The organism is Tenacibaculum aquaeponti, assembly GCF_052084715.1.
Lineage (GTDB): Bacteria > Bacteroidota > Bacteroidia > Flavobacteriales > Flavobacteriaceae > Polaribacter.
On the sequence record NZ_CP197288.1, the window covers coordinates 2,540,922 to 2,564,123 of the forward strand.

The window sequence follows — 23,202 nt, forward strand, 5'->3', positions numbered from 1 at the left end:
GCAAAAGTATGTATTAATGGAATTAAATGTAGTAAAAATAAGTTTATTTTTGCGCTATGTTTCAGTTAGGAAAAACAATAGTCTCAGAAGACATTATAGAAAAGGAGTTTGTATGTAACTTATCTGCATGCAAAGGTATTTGTTGTGTTGAAGGAGAAGCAGGAGCTCCATTAGACAAGGAAGAAACAAAGATTTTAGAAGAAATTTATCCGAAAGTAAAGCCATTTCTTCGTAAAGAAGGTATAGAAGCTATAGAATCTCAAGGAACTTGGGTGACAAGTGATTTTGGAGAATTAGAAACACCACTAGTAAATCATGCTGAGTGCGCTTATGTAATTTTCGATGAAAAAAATACAGCTTTGTGTGCTATAGAAGAGGCCTATAATAAAGGATTAGTAGATTGGAAAAAGCCAGTTTCTTGTCATTTATATCCTGTACGAGTAAAAGATTATGCCGAATTTTCTGCTGTGAATTATCACAAATGGGAAATTTGTGATGATGCTTGCTCTTTAGGAGAGGAATTAGGTGTTCCTGTATACAAGTTTGTAAAAGAAGCTTTAATTAGAAAGTTTGGAGAAAATTGGTACTCAGCGTTAGAGAAATTTGCAGAAGAGCGTAAATAAATTTATAATTTATTAAGTAGCTCTTCTATTTCTTTGTTTTTATATTCGCTAAATTCTCGAACATTTTTAAAATACTTTTTAGCTTGTTCTTTATTGTTTAGTTGTAAGTAACTTAAGCCTAAATACCAATTTGCTTTATCTTTAAATATTTCTTCTTTAGTAAGATATTCATTTAAAGTGCTAATTGCTTGTTCGGGTTGTTGTAAAGAAAGTAAACAATTCGCCTTGTATAAAAGTAAATGTGGTTTTTGAGTGTTATTATACGCAGCTTCAAACAAAGTTAAAGCCCCTTTGTATTCTTGTTTTTCGTAGCTTATAAAAGCTTTAAACTCTATGGTTTCAGACGATTCTCCTCTTACAATAGGTTGTACTACATTTTCGTACGGACTATAATATTCTTGAAATAAATCTTCTGAAGAAGTAGGATTATTATTCAGTAAGAAATAAGCTCCCAGTGAAAAAATTAAAACTATAGATGCTGCTACTTTTAATAATGGGAATGCAGATTTTTTCTTTACTTTATTTGTAATGCTAAACTCTAAATCTTGAAGTTCTTTCTTTAGTTCTTCTCTTTTATTTTGTTGAATAGCTTGTTGTAGATTCGTTTGAAATTCAAAATCCTTTTTAAACTCTGAATCAGTGTTGATTAATGAATCAAACTCTTCACGTTCCTTCGGAGATAAAGTATCTTCAAAATATTTTTCTATAAGTGAAAACTTATCCATTGATCTTAGATTTTAATTGTTTTAAACATCTTGATTTCTGACTCTTAACTACGTTTTTATTATCGTATTTCAAATAGTCTTTAATCTCTTCTATAGTTAAATTATTATAATAGAATAGTGTAAGAATCTCTTTACATTTTTTTCCTAATTGGAGTAATGCTTTTTGAATTTGTCTTTGTTGTAGGTTAATTGTATCAGAAAAACTAGGAACTTCAACTGTATCATAATCATCTTTTATATCATGATTTACAATGCTTACTTCTTTGTTTTGTTTTCTGTTTTTATCGAAAATCATATATTTTCCTATACCAAACAAATATGTTTTCAACGAACAATTTAAATCGTCTGTTTTTCCTTTGAGTACTTGTTCTCTAAATGCAATAATAGCATCTTGATATACATCTAAGAGGTCTTCATCAGAAGAACTAAACTTTTTACCAAACACTAAAAAAGGTTCTCTATATGCTATATAAATCTCCCTTAATATTTTAGTGTCTCCTTTTTTTATTCGCTGGAGTTTCTCACTATCATTCATTTAGTGTCATTTTTTTCTAAAAGTAAACAAAAATCTCAAAAACTTTTTTCAATAGTAATGTTAACCTTTTTTAAAAGTAAACATTAAGGTATAAAACAGTTACTATTATGAAAACAAATAAACTAATTAAAACAGTATGTATTGTAGCATGTTTACTTTATGCACCAATGAATGTACAAGCTCAATTTTGGAAGAAGGTTACTAAAAGACTTCAAGATAAAGTTGAAAATAAAGCTATGAATAAAATTGATAAGAAAGCTGATGAAACGATAGACGGAGCTTTAAAAAAGAAGAAGAAAAAGAAAAAAACAACATCAGAAAGCACAAAGTATTTCTTTAAAGGTAGCGTTACTGTAGAAGTTTCTAATGAAAAAAATGATAAAACAGTTTTTAATCTTCTTTTTAATAGGAGGGAAGATGTGATTTGTATGGAAATGAATGTAGATGGTACAAATCAGATTTATAATGTAATTACACCGTCTAAAATTATTTCTTTAATTAATGCGGGCGGTATGAAGATTAAAAAAGAAAGTGAATCTATAGAATTTGATAATTCTGATAGAATGCCTCAAGGAGAAGAAGGCCTGATTAAAACTGGAAATACAAAAACTATTTTAGGATACAATTGTGAAGAATACCAATATAAAAATGAAGAAGGTTCTGCTTCAATTTGGGTAACATCAAGGTTTCCTATAGAATCTAACTATGCACCTTTATTAGGAATGACAAACAATACTAATATTAAAGGTTTTGTGTTGGAGTTAGATTATGAATCTAAATCAGGCGAAAAAGGTTTAGTTCAAGTCATAAAAATAGAAAAAGACAAGAAGTACGAAGTTAATTTGGCTGACTATAAATCAATGTTTTAATTATGAAAGCTGTTTTATATGTTTTAGGAGTTATGTTACTTATGATTTACCCTAAAGAAGAGTTTAAGATTTCAAAAAACTTAAAACCATACATCAAAATTAGTTTTAAAAATGGGCCGTTTAAAGGGACACATATTTTTAAACCTGCAAAAGGAGATTACTTGAGTCAAATTAATCTCGGATTTCACGATAAGGTAAGTCAAATAAGTGCCAATAAAATTATTTCTGAAGAAGGAATTCAGATTCATAATTTTTCTAGAAGTTTTTTAGGAGAAGCTAAAGTAGGGGATCAGACTACTAAAAAATATACTTCAGGATGTGGTCATTTAAACTTTATAGATCTTAAGAACAATCAGAAGTATAAAAGAATTGATGGAGATTTCACAGGTTGTACAAAGACTAAAATTACTAAAGTTACTCCTTGGAAAAAGAGTGTTGTGAAATTTAGAAGAAAAGTTACAGGAACATTCACAGATTCAATAAAATTTAAAATAACTAACGACGACGGTTCAGAAGAAACAATAATAACAGAAGTTACTATAGAGTTTTTAGCAAACCAATCTAAATTTTAAAATAAGAACTTATGAAAACATATGTATTTATTATAATTTTAATTGCATTTAGCTATTCTTGTGTTTATGGTCAATTAAAAATATTAGATGAACCATCAGGAAGTGGTTCTGGTTTTGTACAATCTGTAGCCATATATGATAATGATATTTTATATACGTTTATAGACAACAGTACAACTGGAACTTCTGGTACTTATTTAAGCACTGGAGATAAACAAACTCGTGTAGATTTAACTCCTGGTACAAATAAAATAGCTTTATTTCAAGAAACTATATCTAATGCTAATTATGCTTTATATAAAGAGGGGAATTTTTCAGCAGGAAAGGATATTTATGCTAAAATTTTTCAAACAGGACAAGATACTTATGTAGCTAAACTAAATGATTTAAGAACTTTATTAATTCCTGAAAACAGATTTACAAAAGAAAAACCAGGTGGTAATAAAAACATACAATTAGTTGCAAATGATGGAGTTATTAGTGTCGATACAATTTTTGAAGGAGGAAAGAATAAATTGCTTTTACGTCATTTTATTGCCAATTCTATTACTTCGGAGTCTAGAGAATATAAGTTAGATGCTGAGTTATTTAATTCAAAACCTACTAATTTTTTTAGTTGGGATGGAAAAGTGTTTTTTGTTGCTAATTATTTGGGAGAGAAAGATATATATAAGGTGGATGCTTTAACTAATGTAAGAGTAACACAAAATAAGGTAAGTAAACCAACAGCTTTTAAAGGAGTGAGTCCTAATAATTTTTTATTAGATGACCGTATTTATTTTACTGGTAGAGATGGTTTTTATACTAATGTTGTTCCTGGACCTGTTGACCGTAATTATCCTACTGCAATTTGTTATAGTAATGGAGATATCGATTTTGGTAGTACTGAAACGGCAATATATAATGGAGATGATGGTTCACTTGGTTATAAAGCATATTCTAATACAGAATTTTCATCACAAATTTTAGGAAAAATTGATTCTCAAATTTTATATTATAAAACAGGAAGTTTTGGTGGATCTTTTCACTCTGCTCCGGCTGATGAAAATTTAGGAATTACCACACAATCATCAAGCTCTTTTAAATTTATTCAATTTGAAAACGAGGTGTTTATCCTGTCAAAAACTAGTAATGGGACAATACGTTTATACAAAACAAACGGTCAAGCCAGCGGAACAGATTATGCGGATTTACCTCCTTTTATAACAGCTTTTGCTAATAACTTTGGAACCATAAAGATTAATAACAATAAACTATATTTCATAGCTCGATATTCAATGTCAGGAGCATCAAGATATCAGCTTCTATCATACGATCCTAAAGTAAATTTACCGATTACTATTGAATTTTCTTTTCCTGAAGGAATAGATTTGAATTTAAATAATTTTTATACTTATAATTCAGGGTTTGTATTTACAACTAATGATGGAAAATTGTATACTCTAAACGCTGAAAAAAGAGCAGAAATTTTAACACCAAATAATGCTAATAGAAATTCATTAAGCTCTACAATTGCTTCATTAGAGTATAATGATAATTCGTATACGGCTGAAATTAAATCAATTAACGGAAGTGTGAATAAAGTAAAGATTCAGGTGCTTGACACAATTTCCTCTATTTATAAAAATGAAATAATAAACTTACCAAATTCAATAGAAAAGGAAAGAATTGCAAATGTGTTTTACAACATAAACAGTATAGAAGCCTCTGCTAGTATTAATGAATATGATGTAGAATTATCATATCATAAAAATGATTTTCAAAATACTTCAATAAGTGCAAGTGACATTTCTGTTCTTATTTTTCAAAATAATGCTTGGCAAGAAGTAACTCCTCATGCTTTTGATAACGTTAACCAAACCATCCGATTAAATATTAATTTAGAAAAAAAAGCTTATTTATTTATAAAACACAATAGTGTTCTATCTATTGAAGATGAAAAAAATAACAAAACAAAAAACATTAAGATATTTCCTAATCCTGCTTCAAAAGAAATAAAAATTTATCCTAAAAATATTGAAACAATTAATAACGTTGAAATATATACAATTACAGGGCAATTGGTTTTAAAGAAAAAAGTAATTAAAAATTTAGAGTTCTCTCTGAATTTAGATGGATTGAATTCTGGTATTTATCTTGTTAAAATAAAAACAAATACTTCTGTTTTTACTCAAAAAATAATAGTAGATAATTAGTTTTTTTGATAGAATTGTTTGTTCTGCTTTAAGTCTCAGTATTTTAAATACTGGGACTTTCTTTTTAAAAATGTTAACCTTTTATTTAAGAATACATTAATAAAAAGACAATCTAAAAAATATTAAAAGATGAAAAAAATAAATTTATTATTAATACTAATCATTGGTGTCGTTTTTTTTTCTTGTAGTAAAAATGAAGAAATTCTTGATGAAGATATTGTTCAAGAAATAAAAGAAGAACTTCAACTGACAATTGAATTTACAGACGGTCCTCATAAAGGAACTTACACATTTAAAGAGATAGAAAACAAGATTGATAGCGATATTGATGGAGATATATTTAATGGAAATTCGAGTTTTGAATTTAAAAACATCGTAACAGAAAACAATCTTATTTTAAATAACTTCAGAAGAACTTTAAAAGGATCTGTAAGTGTTGGTGAAATAGAAAGTGTTGAGTTTACAAACGGTTGTGGAAGTTTGTTCTTTAGAGATGAAAATAATAGTTATCCTTATAAAGAAATCCGAGCCAATTTTAAAGGCTGCTCTACTACTGAAGTATTGGAAATATCATCGTGGGAAAAAGATTTAGTTTATGAAAAACGAAAAATAAAAGCACGTTTTAATGAATCTATTTTGATGAAAATTATAAATGATAATCATAGTATTTCAGAAGTAAATACTATGATTAAAGTGAGTTTTATTGCGCAACAAAAAAAATTAATTTAAGATGAAAAAAATATTGAACTATAGCTTGTTTTTATTGATATTATTATCTTTTTCTTGTAGTAATGATGATCAAGTTTTACAAGAATCTCAACCTTTACATGTATCTATAACAAGTAAATTAAAAAAAACTTTAAATTTAGCTGAACTACCAGTAGCAATGGTTTCAAATACAAATGAAACTTCCAAAGAAGCTGTAGTTGCATTTAATGATATTGTTGAAATTACCAATCAAATAGTAGCTTTTTTGGAGGTTCCAAACACCACAATTTCTTCAAACATAACTAATAGTAAAGAATCTTTTTCTTGGATAGATATCCTTTTTGAAGATACAGTTGAAGTAAATTATGAAATAGAAAAACAATTGGATAAATATTCTTTTACTTATAATATTTCTAAAGGTAGTTTCTCTTTAAATTTTTTAAAAGGGAATACATCTTTAGATGAAAATTCGGGGATTTTTATTATTAATGAAGGTAGTTCTACTGGATCTTTAACCTGGGAAATCACAGAAAAAAGCTTAATTATAGAGTTGCTTTTTCAAGGAAAAACTACTTTAATTTACAATAAAATAGATAAATCAGGTACTTTAAGTATTGAAGATATTATTTATAAGTGGAATGAAAATGGTAGTGGTTCATCAACAAATAATAGCTCAATACCACCAATTATAAAAACATGGTAATTTTATCATGATGATTAATAATTTGTTTCAAAAAAAGAGCTACCTAAACAGGTAGCTCTTTTGACTCATATATTAAATTATAACTATTTGATTACAATTTTTCTAGTAGAAATTTTCTTTTCAGAATTAATAACTTGAACCAAATATACTCCACTACTTAAATTCGTAGAAATTAATTGTTTTTCGTTGTCGTTAAAATCTACTTTTTTAGTAAGAACCTGACTACCTGATAAATTAAATACATTAATATCTGTTGCTCCATTTTCTCTTTTAGCGAAAACAGTAAATTCACCATTAGAAACTGTAGGGTAAACTGTAAATATTTTATCACCTTTTAATACTTCATCAACAGAAGCAGTTGCAGCTGTAAAAGCTCCAGAGAATACACCTCTACCATAAGTAGCAGCAAAAACAACGTTATCATCTCTTAAATCTAAATCAAGTACAGGAACGTTACTCATACCATTATCAGATCTTGTCCAATTTGGAGAAGTTGCACTAAAGTTAGATGTTTTCCAAACCCCTAAATCAGTACCGATAATTACCTCTTCTCTGTTTAAAGGGTTTTGTAAAATAGATTTAACAGGAATATCAGGGAAATTTCCTTCTTTATCAAACCAAGTAGTACCACCATCGTTAGTATACCAGATGTTTCTTACGCCATAATTATGAAATGTAACGAAAATGTCATTTTCAGTAGCTCCAAATTCAATATCAGATATAGAACCTACAAACTCACTTCCTGTAATATCTGTCCAAGTAGGACTTGCAAAGTTAGCATTATCAACTCTTAACAATTTTCCACTTTTTAAACCAACGAATAGTTTACTAGCACTAGTAGTAATTCTACTATGAGGAGATACTTTTAAATAAGAAGGTTCAGCATCCATTAAAACATCAGTTAAATCTTTTTTTGAAGTAGCATTAAACCTAAAATCTGAATATCTTCTAATTATAAAGTTTGAACCATTAGAGTAATTACTATATAGAATATCAAAATTAGAATCTAAATCTTCTTGGTTGATAAAATCTCCATTTGAGACGTCTTCATCACTAATAGTTACTGTTCGAATACCTGCCGAGCTTAAATCGAAGAATTGAATAGATCTATTGAAAACAAAATTTGTAATGTAATAAGTGTCTCTTCCATCTTGATCAAAAAAACAGTAAGCTCCATCTCCTCCAGAAGCTTCTGTAGATGAACCAATATTGTCAGGAGCATCTGTAAATAGTTGTGTTCCGTTATCTTGTGCACCAGCTAAGAAATAATCTCCAGTAAATGCAGAAGTTGGAGCTACACCAATAGTGTAAAATTGAAGTGTATTATAATTATTTTTTCTAGGGAAAATATCTTCTCCAGCATTATTACTGATATACACTCCTCCATCGTTACTAAAAATTATTTTATTAGAAGAGGCAAAAGCAATAGCGTGTTGATCAGCATGAACTTCTTGAAAACCAAACCCGCCAAACCAATGAGATAATTGGTTCCATGTAGTACCTCCGTTTTCAGATTTAAATAAATCAATACCACCAGCATATACTGTGTTATCGTTATTAGGGTCAATTTTTATTAATAAATCATATCCTGCTTGTCCTCTTGTGAAATCATTAGCGTCTATACCTGTATCGGCATCATTAGGTAAAGAAACTTCTGTGATAGAGTTAAATCCATCTACAGTTTTATGTATTTTAACAGGTTCTGCACTACTATTGATTTCTGTAAGTACGTAACCAATATTAGGATTTGAAGAAGAAAGTGTAATTTCTGTTCTATTTCCATTAGATATTGTATTAACTAGGTTAAAAGTGTTTCCATCAGTAGATTTTAATATGGTTCCACCTCCGTCACCATTAGAATTACTAGTAATTGTGCTTACATAAACTGAATTGTCAGCAGCTATTTCTATATTATTAGGCTCAAAATTATTACCGTTTGTTGTTTTTGGTAAATTTAATCTGTTAAAATTAACTCCATCAGTAGATTTATATACTCCAAAACTATCTCCACCAATTAAAGGACGTGTTGGAGTAGAACTAGAATAAACAGCATCTGCAACAGCTACATATATTTCTGATGTTCCACTATTATTTCTAATTGCTATATCATTTATATGTGTTACTCCTGGAACTAAAAAACTACCAGTGGCATTATCGTTAACTTTTCTTAAGGTCACATTAACAGGTTCAGTAGCTAAAGTGTTGATTAAAATATTTCCATCTGTTTGTGAAATCATTACAGATGGTATCGTTATACTAGGATCTGTCCCACTTTGTCCTATAGGATTTCCTGAAACATTATTAACAATAATAACAGCAATTGCTCCAGCATTTTGAGCTTTTAGAACTTTATCTACAAAAGTACATCCACCTCTTCTTATTACAGCTATATTACCATTTATTTGTGAAGTATTCGTTATATTTTCACAAGCATCTTCTGTGGTTCCTGAGCCATCATCAATAAGAACCAAGTTAGCAGATACATTAGTGCTTAAGTTGCCACCGAAATTAGCTAGAATAGATGAATAATTATTGGATATTGAGCTAGGTGTATTTACAGTGACTTGAGAGTCGGTGTCCAAAAAAGCATCACCAGTAATACCCCCAAAAACTTTAAACCATGTGTTTCCTTTGTCTGTAGATTTCCATAGACCATTACCTGAAAATATTAAAGCACCAGAATAAGATTCACCAGTTCCTGCATAAAAGATATTGGAGTTATTAGGATCAACTGCTATAGATGAAACCGAAAGGTTTTCTGGGGCATTTAGTTGCTGCCATTGAGAGTTTGGGTTGCTAATATTCGTGTTTTTCCATAAGCCTCCACTAACTCCACCGGCAATAACTGTTTCTTTAGTAGCATCATTAGGATCAAATATTATAGCTCTTGTTCTTCCTCCTACGTTATTAGGTCCTCTCTCTATCCAAGGATTATCAGCTGCATCTCCAGGTACTCTTTGTTTTATACTATTTAATTTTTCTTGTAAATCGTATACATTTTCTTTATGAACTCTTCCAGTAGAGGGATTAATTTCACTTAAGTATTTTTGTTCGAAATAAGCATTTGGAGGTAAACCAGCATTCTTTCTTTCTTGTCTGGATAAACTTCCAGTCTTTTGATAAGGGTGTTCTTTAAGGAATTTTGCATGACTTTTTCTTAATCTTTCAACATTATTTAATGTCGATTCTTTAGAATTAAAGTACAAAAAGCTACCAGCAGAAAACATTAATAAAGCTGATGCTGAAAAGAGTAGTTTTCGTTTCATTTGAGAGAAAATTAATTTTTTGCTAATTTACTAGCAGTTAATAGTTTTTTTAGCTTTTTTAACACTAACTAAGTAAATTTCCATTAACTTTTTTATACAAACGAATAGCGTATCCATCAGACATACTAGCTATGTAACTACAAATTTGCATAATTCTATCGTACAAATTTTCTTTAGGTTCTTGGTATTCTTCAGGGAGTAAATTCAGCACTAATTTATCGTAATTAGATTGTTTTTCGTCATATTTATTATTTAAAGCGACAACAAAAACATCTAATAAATCTGCAATAATTTTATATCCTGAAACTTCTTTTTCAATAACTTCTTTACTCTTGTAAATTTTATCGACACTAATATTTATTATATCACGTATTTGAGCTTCAAACTTACATTTTTCTAATAATGCATTATTGAATTTACCTTGTAAAATAGCTTCTTCATTATCTAGGAATATAGAGACTGCCTCACCAACAAGTGTGTTAATTGCAATAGCTCTTAGGTATGCAGTTCTATCCTTTTTATATTTTAAGGAATAATATTTCTCTCTATTAATGTTAGAAACTAACTTAGACATATATTCTAGGGCATAACTTTCATCGATAAGTCCAAGATTAATTCCGTCTTCAAAATCAATAATAGTATAACAGATATCATCAGCAGCTTCAACTAAATAAGCTAAAGGATGACGATGAAAAGCAATTTCATTTCTGTCTTTTTTTAGCATTCCTAGGTCTTCAACTAAATCTAAAAACGCTTCTTTTTCAGATTGAAAAAAACCGTATTTTTTATCTGAAATTTCTTTAGTTGGTTTTTTAGGAAGACTCTCTTTAGGATATTTAATAAAAGCCCCTAAAGTAGCATATGATAAACGTAAGCCACCAGGAGTTCCAGCTCTATCTTCCGTAACTATTTTTAAACCATTTGCATTTCCTTCAAAATCAATAATATCTTGATATTCTTTCTCTGTTAATTGCTCTTTGTATTGTTTTCCGTTCCCTGTTTTAAAATATTCTCCAATAGCTTTTTCACCTGAATGACCAAAAGGAGGATTACCAATATCATGCATTACAGAAGCAGCTGCTACAATAGCTCCAAAATCGTTAAAAGTATATCCTAATTTCTTTAAGTTAGGATGTCGTTCTAATAATTCTTTTCCAACTCTTCTTCCTAATGTTCTTCCAACAACAGAAACTTCTAAACTATGTGTAAGTCTTGTGTGTACAAAATCAGTTTTCGATAATGGAATAACTTGTGTTTTGTCTTGTAAACTTCTAAAAGGAGAAGAGAAGATAATTCTGTCAAAATCAACTTCAAAACCTAAACGAGTTTCATCTTGTTGAATACGCTCACGCTTTTTCGTGTCACCATAACGTTTTAAAGAAAGTAATTGTTCCCAGTTCATTTATTCTAATAAATCAATTTGAAACAAAGTTATTTAATCTTTTTTCTTTATATTAGAGAAATGTGAATAACTTTAACTATTTGATTTTTAGTTTCAGAAATTGTATTTTTGTGTCGTAGAAATTGAAAAAGGTTAAAATTGTCATTAGATTTGTATAAACAACATAGTATTAAAAGTATGGGAACAGCTAGTTCTGTAGCTAATGAATTTATAAGTCTTTCAAAAGAGCAAAATATAGGGTTAACTAATATGAAATTGGTTAAGTTAATGTATATTGCTCAAGGACTTTCTTTATCTTTATTAGAAAGACCAATTTTTAATGATGATAATATTGAAGCTTGGAAGTATGGTCCTGTAGTTCCTAGTATTTATCATGAGTTTAAACATTTTAAATCAGATCCTATTACATCTAAATCGATGGCTTTAAAGAATGAATGGGATACTCCTTACGAGCCTGTTTTAACCGATGAAGAAGATAAAAAAATTGTTAAATTGGCTTGGAATTTATACAAAGATACTTCTTCTGAAGAGTTGGTAACTTCTACTCATAGGCCTGGAACTCCATGGAGTTTGACTTACAGGTATGGAGAAAATAGAGTGATAGGTGATCGATTAATAAAAAAATACTACGACGAATTCGTTGTTAACTTAAGAAAATACCTAAGAAGTGCATAATTCTGAGTTAGATGACTTGTTAAAAGGTGCTGGTGATACTGGTATTGAGGGTAAAGAATTAGATTTTGATATTAATTTAAATTTAACTCAGCAAGAGATTTCTGACAGAATTCAGGATAGAAATGAGCGAAAAAAATATGCTTACAGGACCTTTATCTTTTTAAGTGTTTTTACTTCTTTTATTTTACTTATAATTACGGCCGCTGGTTTTTCTAAGCAATTAAACTTTAAATTAGAAGATACTGTTTTAATAGCTTTAATAACATCTTCTTTAGCAAGTGTTGTTGGTATTTTTATATTAGTAATGCGTTATTTATTTAGATAAAAAAAAGAGAAGTTTTTCAACTCCTCTTTTTACTCCCTTTTAATTAAATTCAAATTTTAAGAACCACACATTAAGCAATCTTCTGGTCCTTCAGCGTTTTTAGAAGCTTCTACCATTGCTTTAAATTCAGCAGGACTCATTGGTTTATCTTCTTCTGTGTTCTTTTCTTTTGACAATGTAAACTGAATAGCGTTTACAGCAGATTTTGTACGCAAATAGTACATTCCTGTTTTTAATCCACTCTTCCAAGCATAGAAATGCATAGAAGTTAATTTACCAAAATCAGGATCTTTCATGAATAAGTTTAAAGATTGAGATTGATCGATAAAATATCCTCTATGACGAGCCATATCAATAATATCTTTCATACTCATTTCCCAAACTGTTTTATATAACTCTTTTAAGTTTTGAGGAATTGAACTTATATGTTGAATAGAACCATTAGCTCTCATGATATCTTCTTTCATATCATTATTCCATAAGTTTAATTCAACTAAATCTTCTAATAAATGTTTGTTTACAACGATAAACTCACCAGATAAAACTCTACGAGTATAAATATTAGAAGTATATGGTTCGAAAGCTTCGTTATTACCTAAAATTTGAGATGTAGATGCAGTTGGCATTGGAGCTAATAATAAGGAGTTACGAACACCATGTTCTATAACTTCGTTACGTAAAGATTTCCAATCCCATCTTCCACTTAAATCTTCATCTTTAATTCCCCACATATTATATTGGAACTCTCCTTCAGACATTGGAGAACCTTTAAATGTAGAGTATGCACCTTTATTTTTAGCAATATCTTTTGAAGAAGTTACAGCAGCAAAATATAAAGTCTCGAAAATCTCTTGATTTAATTTCTTAGCTTCTTCACTTGTAAATGGTAAACGAAGCATAATAAATGCATCAGCTAAACCTTGAATACCTAATCCAACAGGACGGTGACGTGTATTTGAGTTTTCAGCTTCTACAACTGGGTAGAAATTTTCGTCAATTACAGTATCTAAGTTTCTAATTACCTTTTTAGTAACTTCAAATAATTTGTCGTGATCAAAGAATTTGTTTCCGTTTTCATCTTCAGCAACAAACATAGGAATAGCAATAGAAGCTAAGTTACAAACAGCAACTTCGTCTTCAGCCGTATACTCCATAATCTCTGTACAAAGATTAGAAGAACGAATTGTTCCTAAATTCTTTTGGTTCGATTTACGGTTAGCTGCATCTTTATATAACATATATGGAGTTCCTGTCTCGATTTGAGATTCAAGAATTTTTTCCCATAATTCACGAGCTTTTATTGTTTTTCTACCTTTTCCAGCCTGTTCGTAACTAGTGTATAAACGCTCAAATTCTTCTCCGTAAGTATCGTATAAATGTGGACATTCGTGTGGGCACATTAAAGTCCAATCAGCATCTTCCTGAACACGTTTCATGAATAAATCAGAAATCCACATTGCATAGAATAAATCTCTAGCTCTCATTTCTTCTTTACCATGATTTTTCTTTAGGTCAAGAAAATCAAAAATATCAGCATGCCAAGGTTCTAAATACATTGCAAAAGAACCTTTACGCTTTCCTCCACCTTGATCTACATAACGAGCAGTGTCGTTAAATACACGTAACATTGGTACAATACCATTTGATGTTCCGTTAGTACCAGCAATATAACTACCTGTAGCACGAATGTTATGAATAGATAAACCGATACCTCCTGCAGATTGAGAAATTTTAGCAGTTTGTTTTAGGGTGTTGTAAATACCATCAATACTATCATCTTGCATTTGTAATAAGAAACAAGAAGACATTTGTGGTTTTGGTGTACCAGAGTTAAATAATGTTGGTGTAGCATGAGTAAAGTATTTTTTACTCATTAATTCGTATGTAGCAATTGCTTCGTCAATATCTTCTTTGTGGATACCTATAGAAACACGCATCAACATTTGTTGAGGACGCTCAGAAATTTGTCCGTTTAATTTTAGTAAATAAGAACGCTCTAATGTTTTAAAACCAAAGTAATCATAATTAAAATCGCGACTATAAATAATAGTAGAATCTAATTTATCAGCATTTTTCATGATGATTTCGTATACATCATCAGCTAATAAAGGAGCTTTTTTTCCTGTTCTAGGGTTAATGTAATTATACAAATCAGTCATCGTTTCAGTAAATGACTTTTTTGTATTTTTATGTAAGTTTGAAACGGCGATCCTTGCGGCTAGTTTAGCGTAATCTGGATGAGCAGTTGTCATAGTTGCTGAAACTTCAGCAGCTAAATTATCTAATTCAGAGGTTGTAACCCCGTCGTAAAGCCCTTCGATTACTCTCATGGCTACTTTAACTGGATCAACAATACTGTTTAATCCGTAACACATCTTTTTTACTCTTTCTGTGATTTTGTCAAACATCACAGGTTCTTTTCTGCCGTCTCTTTTTACTACATACATGATTGATTTTGGTTTTATATAGATTAGTCTTAGGGAGAATTTTTCCCTAAGATTTAATTGTTTTATATGTTTTTATATGATGTAAACTCTTAAAAATCAGCATCAAAGCTGATAGAGCCTGTTCCCCCAGATTTTACTCCTGCTTTTTGATATTCAGATACTCTTTTTTCAAAGAAATTGGTTTTCCCTTCTAATGAAATCATCTCCATAAAGTCAAAAGGATTTGATGTATTATACTCCTTTTCACAACCAAATTCTAATAATAAACGATCTGTTACAAACTCTAAATATTGAGTCATTAAATTAGCATTCATACCTATTAAACTAACAGGTAATGATTCTGTGATAAATTCACGTTCAATGTCTAAAGCAGAAATTATTATTTCCTTGATTCTATTTTTAGAAACTTTGTTTTGTAGATGATTATTGTGTAAGTGTACTGCAAAATCACAGTGCATTCCCTCATCTCTAGATATTAATTCGTTTGAAAATGTTAATCCTGGTAATAAACCTCTCTTTTTTAGCCAGAAAATAGAACAGAAAGATCCTGAGAAGAAAATACCTTCAACAGCAGCAAAAGCGATAAGTCTTTCCGCAAAAGAATCAGATTCAATCCATTTTAAAGCCCAATCTGCTTTTTTCTTAATAGCAGGAAAAACTTCAATAGCTTTAAATAAATTATTTTTTTCATCATCATTTTTGATATAAGTATCAATTAATAATGAATACGTTTCAGAATGGATATTTTCCATCATAATTTGAAAACCGTAGAAAAATTTAGCTTCAGAATATTGAACTTCGTTTACAAAGTTTTCTGCTAAGTTCTCATTTACGATTCCATCAGAAGCAGCAAAAAAAGCTAAGATATGCTTTATAAAATAACGTTCATCGTCTGATAATTTATTGTTCCAATCATCAAGATCTTGATGTAAATCAATTTCTTCAGCTGTCCAAAAACATGCTTGTTGTTTTTTATACCAGTCCCACAAATCATTATGTTGGATTGGAAAAATAACAAATCGATCTTTATTTTCTTGTAAAATTGGTTCTAATACGGCCATTTTTGTACGTTCAAATTTTTGTTAAAAAGTTACTGCTAGGGGGGAGAACAAAGATTCAAAATTTTGTGAGAAAAATAAAGGTATACTTATCCACAAACTCCTTGAAGTTTTTAACAAATAACTTAATTTTTGAAAAAACGACAAATAATTTTGTTTTGTTTAATGTGTTGTAAAACAGTTGTTTGGATTGTTGTTTTTTGTTCAACTCCTTGTGTTTGTTGACATTCTTATTTTGAAAAAATCACAAGAAAAAGTTGTTGTTTTTTGAAAGAAAAAAGACAATAAAAAAAGCAACGTCTGAGAAACGTTGCCTTTGATTCCATAATTCGAATAATCCCCAATATTACGATTTATGATTGTGTAAATGTTGAATACATAAAAGTACATCGCGAATATACACAGTTTACATAATCTGGAATTTGTTTTTTGTATAAATGGTTAAATTTTATGTGTATTTGGTAAGCAAAAGACGTTGGCTTTAAAAAACATACAATAAAATCACCTTATTTAGACACCTTTAAAACATCTTCAATGATTTTTTCTATCTGTTGTTTAGGTAAAGCACCATGTGCCATTTGAGGATCTTCACCTATTGGGCAGAATAACATTGAAGGGATACTTCTAATTCCAAACATGGCAGACAATTCTTGTTCAGCCTCTGTGTCAACTTTGTAAATAACCACTTTGTCTTTGTATTCTTCTCCTAGTTGTTCTAAAATAGGAGCTAACATCTTACATGGTCCACACCAATCGGCATAAAAATCTATAATTGCAGGTAATTTTCCTGAGTAATTCCATTTTTTATTTTCTTCATAGTTAAACACTTTTTCTAAAAATGTATCTTTTGATAATAATTCAGTCATTTTAATCTTGCTTAAGTTTTTAGTTTAGACGTTAAATGTAATCGAAATTACAGATATAGACTACAGATGTTAAAAAGCTCTTAAATTGTAACGTTTGATAAATTTTTTAATCTAATTTTGATAGTATTAACTAATCTATCTAAATAATGAAAAGAATATTTATACCAGTAATAACAGGGTTATTACTTGTTGGATGTCAGCAAGAAAAACCCAAAAATGTAATAGAATTGAACTATCCTGAAACAGAGAAAGTACCAGTAGTAGATACTTATTTTGAAACTCAAGTAACTGATAATTACAGATGGTTAGAAGATGATAGAAGTAAAAAAACAGAAGAATGGGTTAAAGCAGAGAACGCAGTAACTTTCGATTATCTAGACAAAATCACTTACAGAGATCAACTAAAAGAAAGGTTATCTGAGCTTTGGAACTATGAAAAGTTAGGGGTTCCATTCGAGAGAGGTGATTATACATATTTCTACAAAAATGATGGTTTACAGAATCATTATGTATTATATAGAAAAAATAAAGAAGGGAAAGATGAGGTTTTCTTAGATCCTAATTCTTTTTCAGAAGATGGAACAACTTCTTTGAGCACAGCAAGTTTTTCAAAAGATGGAAAAACATTAGCTTACGCAATTTCAGAAGGAGGTAGTGATTGGAGAAAGATCATTATTATGGATGTAGAAAGTAAAGAAATTAAAGAAGATACTTTAGTTGATGTTAAATTTTCAGGAATTTCTTGGAAAGAAAATGAGGGTTTTTATTATTCTAGTTATGACAAACCTAAAGGAAGCGAATTATCTGCTAAAACAGATCAGCATAAACTGTATTATCATAAATTAGGAACAAGTCAGAAGTCTGACAAAATTATTTTTGGGGATAAACCAGAAGAAAAACATAGGTATGTAGGAGGAAGTGTTACTGAAGATGGTAAATATCTTTTTATATACCCTAGAACTTCTACATCTGGAAATAAATTGTTAATGCAAGATTTAACAAAAAAAGATAGTCCAATAATTACTATTCTTGATGATACTGGAAGTGATACATATGTAATAGAAAATGAGGGTAGTAAATTGTTTTTAGTGACAAACTTAGATGCTCCAAATAAAAAAATAGTAACTGTGGATGCTGCTAATCCAGGTGTAAAAAACTGGAAAGATTTTATATCTGAAACAGAAAATGTATTAAGTCCGTCTACAGGTTCTGGATATTTCTTTGCTAGTTATATGGTAGACGCAGTGTCTAAAGTATTTCAATATGATTATGAAGGAAAATTAATTCGTGAAATCGAATTACCAGGCGTAGGTTCTGCTGGTGGTTTTGGAGGAAAAAAAGAAGCAAAAGAATTATATTTTTCTTTTACAAATTATAAAACTCCAGGAACATCTTATCAGTTAAATCCAAAAGATGGTACTTATAAAAAATATTGGAAACCAAATATTGCTTTTAATTCAGATGAATATGAAAGCAAGCAGGTTTTTTATACTTCTAAAGATGGAACAAAAGTTCCTATGATTATTACACACAAAAAAGGAATTGAACTTAATGGAAAGAACCCAACCATTTTATATGGTTATGGAGGATTCAATGTGAGTTTAACACCTAGTTTCAGTATAACAAATGCTGTTTGGATGGAACAAGGAGGTGTTTATGCGGTTCCAAACTTACGTGGAGGTGGTGAATACGGAAAGAAATGGCATAAAGCAGGAACTAAAATGCAAAAGCAAAATGTTTTTGATGATTTTATCGCAGCAGCTGAGTTTTTAATTAAGGAAAAATATACGTCTTCGGATTTCTTAGCAATAAGAGGAGGGTCAAATGGTGGTTTATTAGTTGGAGCAACAATGACACAACGTCCAGATTTAATGAAAGTGGCATTACCAGCAGTAGGAGTTTTAGATATGTTACGTTATCATACATTTACAGCAGGAGCAGGTTGGGCATACGATTATGGAACAGCAGAAGATAACAAAGAGATGTTCGAATATTTAAAAGGATATTCACCAGTTCATAATGTAAAGTCAGGAGTAGAATATCCAGCGACAATGGTTACAACAGGAGATCATGATGATCGTGTAGTTCCAGCTCATAGTTTCAAGTTTGCTGCTGAGTTACAAGAGAAGCAAAAAGGAACAAATCCAGTATTAATTAGAATTGAAACTAATGCAGGTCACGGCGCAGGAACTCCAGTAGCTAAAATAATTGAGCAAAGTGCAGATATTTACGGTTTTACGTTGTTTAATATGGGGTTTGAAACTTTGCCGTATTCTCCAAAAACTAAAGTTAAAGGTTAATTCCTGTAACATTTTATCTAAAAATGATTCTTATATAGCGTAAAACAAATTAATTAAATTGTTTATGGAAATTATAGAATTGAAAAAAAACAATTATTTAACTCAGAAAGAAACAACGAAAAAAGCATTTTCTAATTTAGAAAAAACTTTAGTTGCTTTAAGAAGGTTAAATTTATCAGAAGATTCTGTGATAAAAATTAATGATAAAATTCAAGAGATTAATTCTTTTAATGAAGATAGTGAAAGAAAGTTTCGACGAAAAATTTTAATTCAAAAAAGCAATATTATCAATCTAATGGTAAAAACAGAAGGTTTAATTCCAGAAAAACACTATCAAAATCAATGGTTTGTTTTAGGTATGACCACATTTGGAATTCCTATAGGTTTAGTTTTTTCTATGGCTATAGGTAGTACTGCTTTTTTAGGATTAGGTTTTCCGCTTGGAATGTTAATTGGTTCTATGATTGGAAAACAAAAAGATGAGAAAGCTAAAAAAGAAGGTAAGCAGATAAGCTTATCATTTGAGTAGTTTTTAGATAACATATAATTTATACATAAAACCGATACGAGAGTGTCGGTTTTTTATTGAAATCAAGTGTGTAGATTTCTGTATTTTTGGATGTTATTTTAATTTTTCTTCATGAATTGTAAAAATTGTAATGCAGAGGTTAATGGTAGTTTTTGTTCAAATTGTGGACAGAAAACAAACGTAGGTATAATAGATTTTAAATATCTATTATCAGAATTAAACAATTCATTTTTTCAGGTAGATCATGGTTTTTTTTATACAATAAAACAATTAGCAATAGCGCCAGGATACAGTATAAAAGATTTTATAAATGGAAAAAGAAAAAACTATTTTAAGCCTATAACTTTTGTGTTAATTTTATCAACAGTTTATGCTTTAATTGCTGGTTTTTTTGATGAAAGAACAATGCTTGGTGATTTTGTAACGGGTTGGAGTAATTATAAAAATTCTAAAGTCAGCTCTAATGACAAAATACTTGTTTTTCAATGGTTAGTTAAGAATTATGCATACGCTATGTTGTTATTTTTACCTGTGTTTTCTTTAGGTTCTTATTTGTCTTTTAGAAAGCATAAATACAATTATTTTGAACATTTAGTATTGAACTCTTTTGTGACTGGTCAACAAGCAGTTATTTATACTTTTTTTCTCATTTTAAAATCAATTACAAAAGACAGTGTTTTTATAGAGGCAATTTATATGTTATTTGTTTTAGGTTATGCTTTTTGGAGTTACTTGCAGTTTTTTAATAATTATAAAAAAATAAAAACGATTCTTCTAACAATTCTTACCTATGTGTTTTATTTAATTTTTATGAGTTTAATAGGTCTTGTTTTATCACTTTTAATATGAAATTTAGTTCAATAAGTTTATAAATCTATAGAGGTCTTTCTTAGAATAGGTTTATTTTTACACTCATGCTACAAGTAAATAATATTACATTTTCATATTCAGAGAAAAAGAAAATTCTTAAGAATATTAGCTTGAAACTTTCAGAAGGCGAACACTTAAGTGTTATGGGCGAAAGTGGATGTGGAAAATCAACATTGTTGAAGGTTATTTATGGATTGTTAGATCTTGATGAAGGAAATATTTTTTGGAAAGATCAAGAAGTTTTAGGTCCAGCTTATCATTTAGTTCCTGGAATGGAATTTTTTAAATACGTTCCTCAAAACTTCGATTTAATGCCTTACATAACAGTTGCTGAAAACATCTCAAAATTCTTATCTAGATTTTATCCAGAAGAGTCTGAAAGAAGAACAAATGAATTGTTAGATGTTATAGAAATGAAAGCGTATGCAAATGAAAAAGTAAAAAACTTAAGCGGAGGCCAGCAGCAACGTGTCGCAATAGCAAAAGCTTTAGCAAAAGAGCCAGAATTATTATTGTTAGATGAACCTTTTAGTCAGATTGATAATTTTAAAAAAAATGCTCTAAGAAGAAATCTTTTTTCGTATCTAAAAAAGAATAAAATTGCTTGTATAGTAGCAACTCACGATGGTAACGATGCTTTGTCGTTTTCAGATCAGTTAATTGTAATTCAACACAATGAAATTATAGCTTCCGGAACTCCATCTGAATTGTATCAAAAAAGAAACAACAAATATGTGGCAGCTCTATTTGATGATGTAAACGAAGTTGTAATTCATAATAAAATAAAACTGTTTTACCCACATCAAATAAAGTTTGTAGAAGATTCAGAGTTTAAAGTAACGGTACTTAAGAACTATTTTAAAGGATTTTACTGGTTGGTTGAAGTGGCTTACGATAATCAAAGTCTTTTTATTGCTAGTGAATTTGAATTAGAAGTTACATCAGAAAGGTTTATCAATTTTAAAGAATAGATTGTATTGTTATAGATTTTCCATTGAAAACTACTTCATCACCTTCCTTTTTACCTAAGAACATTTTTCCAATTGGAGAAGAACTAGAAATGATAAAGTAATCTTTATTATCGATAATTGTTTTACCTAAACTTATTGCGATAAAATAATTCATGTTTTCGGTGATTATAACACTACCTAAACGGACTAAATCGTGAGAATTTACAGTATCAACTTTAGCTAGAGTTTCTTTCATTTGATGTACGACAGCAATTTGCTGACCAGCTTTTTCCATTTCTAATTGAAGCATAGCTCGCCCAGTTTCATGCTTGTCACCAGCCGAACTTTTGGTTTCAGAAAGTAATGCTTTTTTGTTGGAGCTTATAATTTCTTGAATTGTTTGTTCTCGTTTTTCAACATAAAAAACACATTCTTGATATAGTTTTTCTTTTATACTCATAATAAATCCGCTAATTCTTGTCCGATTAAACTACCAATAGCAACACCCATTCCGCCTAATCGTATTCCGCAAAATACATTTTCAGATATTGGTTTTACAATACTTTTTTTCTGATTTCCTATTCCCATAATTCCGCTCCATCTATGATCAATTTCAAAAGCGGTATTTGGTAAAATGGTATCTTTTAAAATTTCTTCTAATTTCTTTTGAATCAATTCTGTTAGAGAAAACTCAGTAGTTTCTTCGGTTTTAAAATCTAAATTTCTACCACCTCCAAACAAAATACGATCATTAATATTTCTAAAATAATAATACCCTTTATCTAAATGAAAAGTTCCTTTAATATGAAGGTTTTTAATAGGCTTTGTAATTAAAACTTGAGCTCTAGCTGGTTTAATATCCTCATTTAATAAAGTTTTAGAAAATCCATTTGTAGCGATAAAAATTTTATTTGAATTAAAGGTTAGTAAGTTAGTTTTAATATGAACAGCGTTTTTGTGATCTTGAATTTCCTCAACAGTAATATTATTGATTATTTTAACTCCAAGTGATTGAACTTTTTTAAGAAGTTCATGCATCATTTTCCCTGTATCGATCTGACCTTCATAATTATTTATAACGTATTTCTCTTCTATTTTTTTGAAGTTAAAAGTATTGTTTGATGTTGAAAATACTGGAGTATCAAAAACACCTGAAAGTAACTTGTTAATTGTTTTTTTCTGAGATAAACATCTGTCTAAAAGTTCTTTGTTTTGAAATAATTCAAAACCTTTATTTTGTTGGAAATCAATGTTTTTATCACCTAAGTTTTTTCGTAATAATTGTAAGCCGTTCCAACGTTTTTTAACTAAGCCTAACACGTCATCTTCTGTGTGATTTTGTAAATCATCAACAAGTTCAGATAAGCTTCCAAAACATGCGAATCCGGCATTTTTAGTGCTTGCACCATGTGGTAAAATACCTTTTTCTATAATTAAAATATTTGATTTAGGAAATCGTTGTTTTAATTGTAAAGCACAATTTAATCCTACAATTCCACTACCAACTATGGTGTAATCTACATTTGTAAACCATTCTTTAATTTCCCAATAACTTAGTTGTATCATGCGTTAAAACTATAAAAA

The 23,202-nt window shown here is 29.5% G+C and carries 21 protein-coding genes; 12 read left to right on the plus strand and 9 right to left on the minus strand.

The genetic code is table 11. The annotated features are described in order from the left end of the window. Nucleotides 1–56: 56 nt before the first annotated feature. Entirely contained in the window at nucleotides 57–623 is a 567-nt protein-coding gene (locus ACSIGC_RS11450; RefSeq protein ID WP_442264958.1) for a DUF3109 family protein, read from the plus strand. Between the two features lie 2 nt (nucleotides 624–625). Here the strand turns inward: ACSIGC_RS11450 and ACSIGC_RS11455 are convergent, their stop codons facing one another. Continuing rightward, on the minus strand, nucleotides 626–1,348 hold the full coding sequence (locus ACSIGC_RS11455; RefSeq protein ID WP_442264959.1) for a tetratricopeptide repeat protein: 723 nt from the start codon (nucleotides 1,346–1,348) through the stop codon (nucleotides 626–628). Then, on the minus strand, nucleotides 1,341–1,883 hold the full coding sequence (locus ACSIGC_RS11460) for an RNA polymerase sigma factor (RefSeq protein WP_442264960.1): 543 nt from the start codon (nucleotides 1,881–1,883) through the stop codon (nucleotides 1,341–1,343). The genes ACSIGC_RS11455 and ACSIGC_RS11460 overlap by 8 nt, the downstream gene beginning before the upstream one ends. Nucleotides 1,884–1,990: 107 nt before the next feature. Here ACSIGC_RS11460 and ACSIGC_RS11465 point away from each other — a divergent pair, with 107 nt between their 5' ends. The 5 genes from ACSIGC_RS11465 (at nucleotide 1,991) to ACSIGC_RS11485 (ending at nucleotide 6,930) form a co-directional block, all read left to right on the plus strand. Further along, on the plus strand, nucleotides 1,991–2,752 hold the full coding sequence (locus tag ACSIGC_RS11465; protein ID WP_442264961.1) for a DUF4412 domain-containing protein: 762 nt from the start codon (nucleotides 1,991–1,993) through the stop codon (nucleotides 2,750–2,752). A gap of 2 nt (nucleotides 2,753–2,754) precedes the next feature. Continuing rightward, nucleotides 2,755–3,324, plus strand: a complete 570-nt coding sequence (locus ACSIGC_RS11470; protein WP_442264962.1) for a hypothetical protein — start codon at nucleotides 2,755–2,757, stop codon at nucleotides 3,322–3,324. Between the two features lie 11 nt (nucleotides 3,325–3,335). After that, nucleotides 3,336–5,519, plus strand: coding sequence for a T9SS type A sorting domain-containing protein (locus tag ACSIGC_RS11475; protein WP_442264963.1), 2,184 nt, complete (start codon nucleotides 3,336–3,338; stop codon nucleotides 5,517–5,519). Nucleotides 5,520–5,648: 129 nt separating this feature from the next. Next, complete coding sequence (locus ACSIGC_RS11480; RefSeq protein WP_442264964.1) at nucleotides 5,649–6,248, plus strand: hypothetical protein; 600 nt, start codon at nucleotides 5,649–5,651, stop codon at nucleotides 6,246–6,248. Nucleotide 6,249: 1 nt separating this feature from the next. After that, complete coding sequence (locus ACSIGC_RS11485) at nucleotides 6,250–6,930, plus strand: hypothetical protein (protein WP_442264965.1); 681 nt, start codon at nucleotides 6,250–6,252, stop codon at nucleotides 6,928–6,930. Between the two features lie 83 nt (nucleotides 6,931–7,013). On the opposite strand, the gene ACSIGC_RS11490 is transcribed toward ACSIGC_RS11485, so the two are convergent. Both ACSIGC_RS11490 and ACSIGC_RS11495 read right to left on the minus strand, forming a co-directional pair. Beyond that, entirely contained in the window at nucleotides 7,014–10,196 is a 3,183-nt protein-coding gene (locus ACSIGC_RS11490) for a PA domain-containing protein (protein WP_442264966.1), read from the minus strand. Between the two features lie 64 nt (nucleotides 10,197–10,260). Then, the gene (locus tag ACSIGC_RS11495) at nucleotides 10,261–11,598 is read right to left on the minus strand and encodes a deoxyguanosinetriphosphate triphosphohydrolase (RefSeq protein ID WP_442264967.1); all 1,338 of its coding nucleotides are present in this window, start codon (nucleotides 11,596–11,598) and stop codon (nucleotides 10,261–10,263) included. Between the two features lie 138 nt (nucleotides 11,599–11,736). Between ACSIGC_RS11495 and ACSIGC_RS11500 the strand changes: the two genes are divergently transcribed. Together ACSIGC_RS11500 and ACSIGC_RS11505 are read left to right on the plus strand one after the other, a co-directional pair. Then, the gene (locus ACSIGC_RS11500; RefSeq protein WP_442264968.1) at nucleotides 11,737–12,273 is read left to right on the plus strand and encodes a Panacea domain-containing protein; all 537 of its coding nucleotides are present in this window, start codon (nucleotides 11,737–11,739) and stop codon (nucleotides 12,271–12,273) included. After that, the gene (locus tag ACSIGC_RS11505; protein ID WP_442264969.1) at nucleotides 12,266–12,598 is read left to right on the plus strand and encodes a hypothetical protein; all 333 of its coding nucleotides are present in this window, start codon (nucleotides 12,266–12,268) and stop codon (nucleotides 12,596–12,598) included. Before ACSIGC_RS11500 ends, ACSIGC_RS11505 begins: the two co-directional genes overlap by 8 nt. A gap of 56 nt (nucleotides 12,599–12,654) precedes the next feature. Here ACSIGC_RS11505 and ACSIGC_RS11510 read toward each other — a convergent pair whose 3' ends face one another. The 3 genes from ACSIGC_RS11510 to trxA all read right to left on the minus strand — a co-directional run bounded on the left by ACSIGC_RS11510 (nucleotide 12,655) and on the right by trxA (nucleotide 16,969). Then, the gene (locus ACSIGC_RS11510; RefSeq protein WP_442264970.1) at nucleotides 12,655–15,045 is read right to left on the minus strand and encodes a ribonucleoside-diphosphate reductase subunit alpha; all 2,391 of its coding nucleotides are present in this window, start codon (nucleotides 15,043–15,045) and stop codon (nucleotides 12,655–12,657) included. Nucleotides 15,046–15,134: 89 nt separating this feature from the next. Further along, nucleotides 15,135–16,106: a ribonucleotide-diphosphate reductase subunit beta gene (locus ACSIGC_RS11515; RefSeq protein WP_442264971.1), complete on the minus strand. Its 972-nt coding sequence runs from the start codon at nucleotides 16,104–16,106 to the stop codon at nucleotides 15,135–15,137. Between the two features lie 503 nt (nucleotides 16,107–16,609). Continuing rightward, nucleotides 16,610–16,969 carry a thioredoxin gene (gene trxA / locus ACSIGC_RS11520; RefSeq protein WP_299672485.1) on the minus strand — a complete coding sequence of 120 codons (360 nt, stop codon included), beginning with the start codon at nucleotides 16,967–16,969 and terminating at the stop codon, nucleotides 16,610–16,612. 146 nt (nucleotides 16,970–17,115) lie between these two features. Here trxA and ACSIGC_RS11525 point away from each other — a divergent pair, with 146 nt between their 5' ends. The 4 genes from ACSIGC_RS11525 (at nucleotide 17,116) to ACSIGC_RS11540 (ending at nucleotide 21,639) form a co-directional block, all read left to right on the plus strand. Continuing rightward, entirely contained in the window at nucleotides 17,116–19,269 is a 2,154-nt protein-coding gene (locus ACSIGC_RS11525; protein WP_442264972.1) for a prolyl oligopeptidase family serine peptidase, read from the plus strand. 64 nt (nucleotides 19,270–19,333) lie between these two features. Continuing rightward, nucleotides 19,334–19,798 (plus strand): hypothetical protein, encoded by a 465-nt coding sequence (locus tag ACSIGC_RS11530; RefSeq protein WP_442264973.1) that lies wholly within the window; start codon nucleotides 19,334–19,336, stop codon nucleotides 19,796–19,798. A 111-nt stretch (nucleotides 19,799–19,909) separates the two neighbouring features. Further along, the gene (locus ACSIGC_RS11535) at nucleotides 19,910–20,647 is read left to right on the plus strand and encodes a DUF3667 domain-containing protein (protein ID WP_442264974.1); all 738 of its coding nucleotides are present in this window, start codon (nucleotides 19,910–19,912) and stop codon (nucleotides 20,645–20,647) included. A 65-nt stretch (nucleotides 20,648–20,712) separates the two neighbouring features. Then, nucleotides 20,713–21,639, plus strand: a complete 927-nt coding sequence (locus ACSIGC_RS11540) for an ABC transporter ATP-binding protein (protein WP_442264975.1) — start codon at nucleotides 20,713–20,715, stop codon at nucleotides 21,637–21,639. On the opposite strand, the gene ACSIGC_RS11545 is transcribed toward ACSIGC_RS11540, so the two are convergent. Both ACSIGC_RS11545 and ACSIGC_RS11550 read right to left on the minus strand, forming a co-directional pair. Then, nucleotides 21,629–22,078, minus strand: coding sequence for a GreA/GreB family elongation factor (locus tag ACSIGC_RS11545; protein ID WP_442264976.1), 450 nt, complete (start codon nucleotides 22,076–22,078; stop codon nucleotides 21,629–21,631). The genes ACSIGC_RS11540 and ACSIGC_RS11545 overlap by 11 nt on opposite strands. Beyond that, complete coding sequence (locus ACSIGC_RS11550) at nucleotides 22,075–23,181, minus strand: NAD(P)/FAD-dependent oxidoreductase (protein ID WP_442267761.1); 1,107 nt, start codon at nucleotides 23,179–23,181, stop codon at nucleotides 22,075–22,077. The genes ACSIGC_RS11545 and ACSIGC_RS11550 overlap by 4 nt, the downstream gene beginning before the upstream one ends. Nucleotides 23,182–23,202 lie beyond the last annotated feature (21 nt).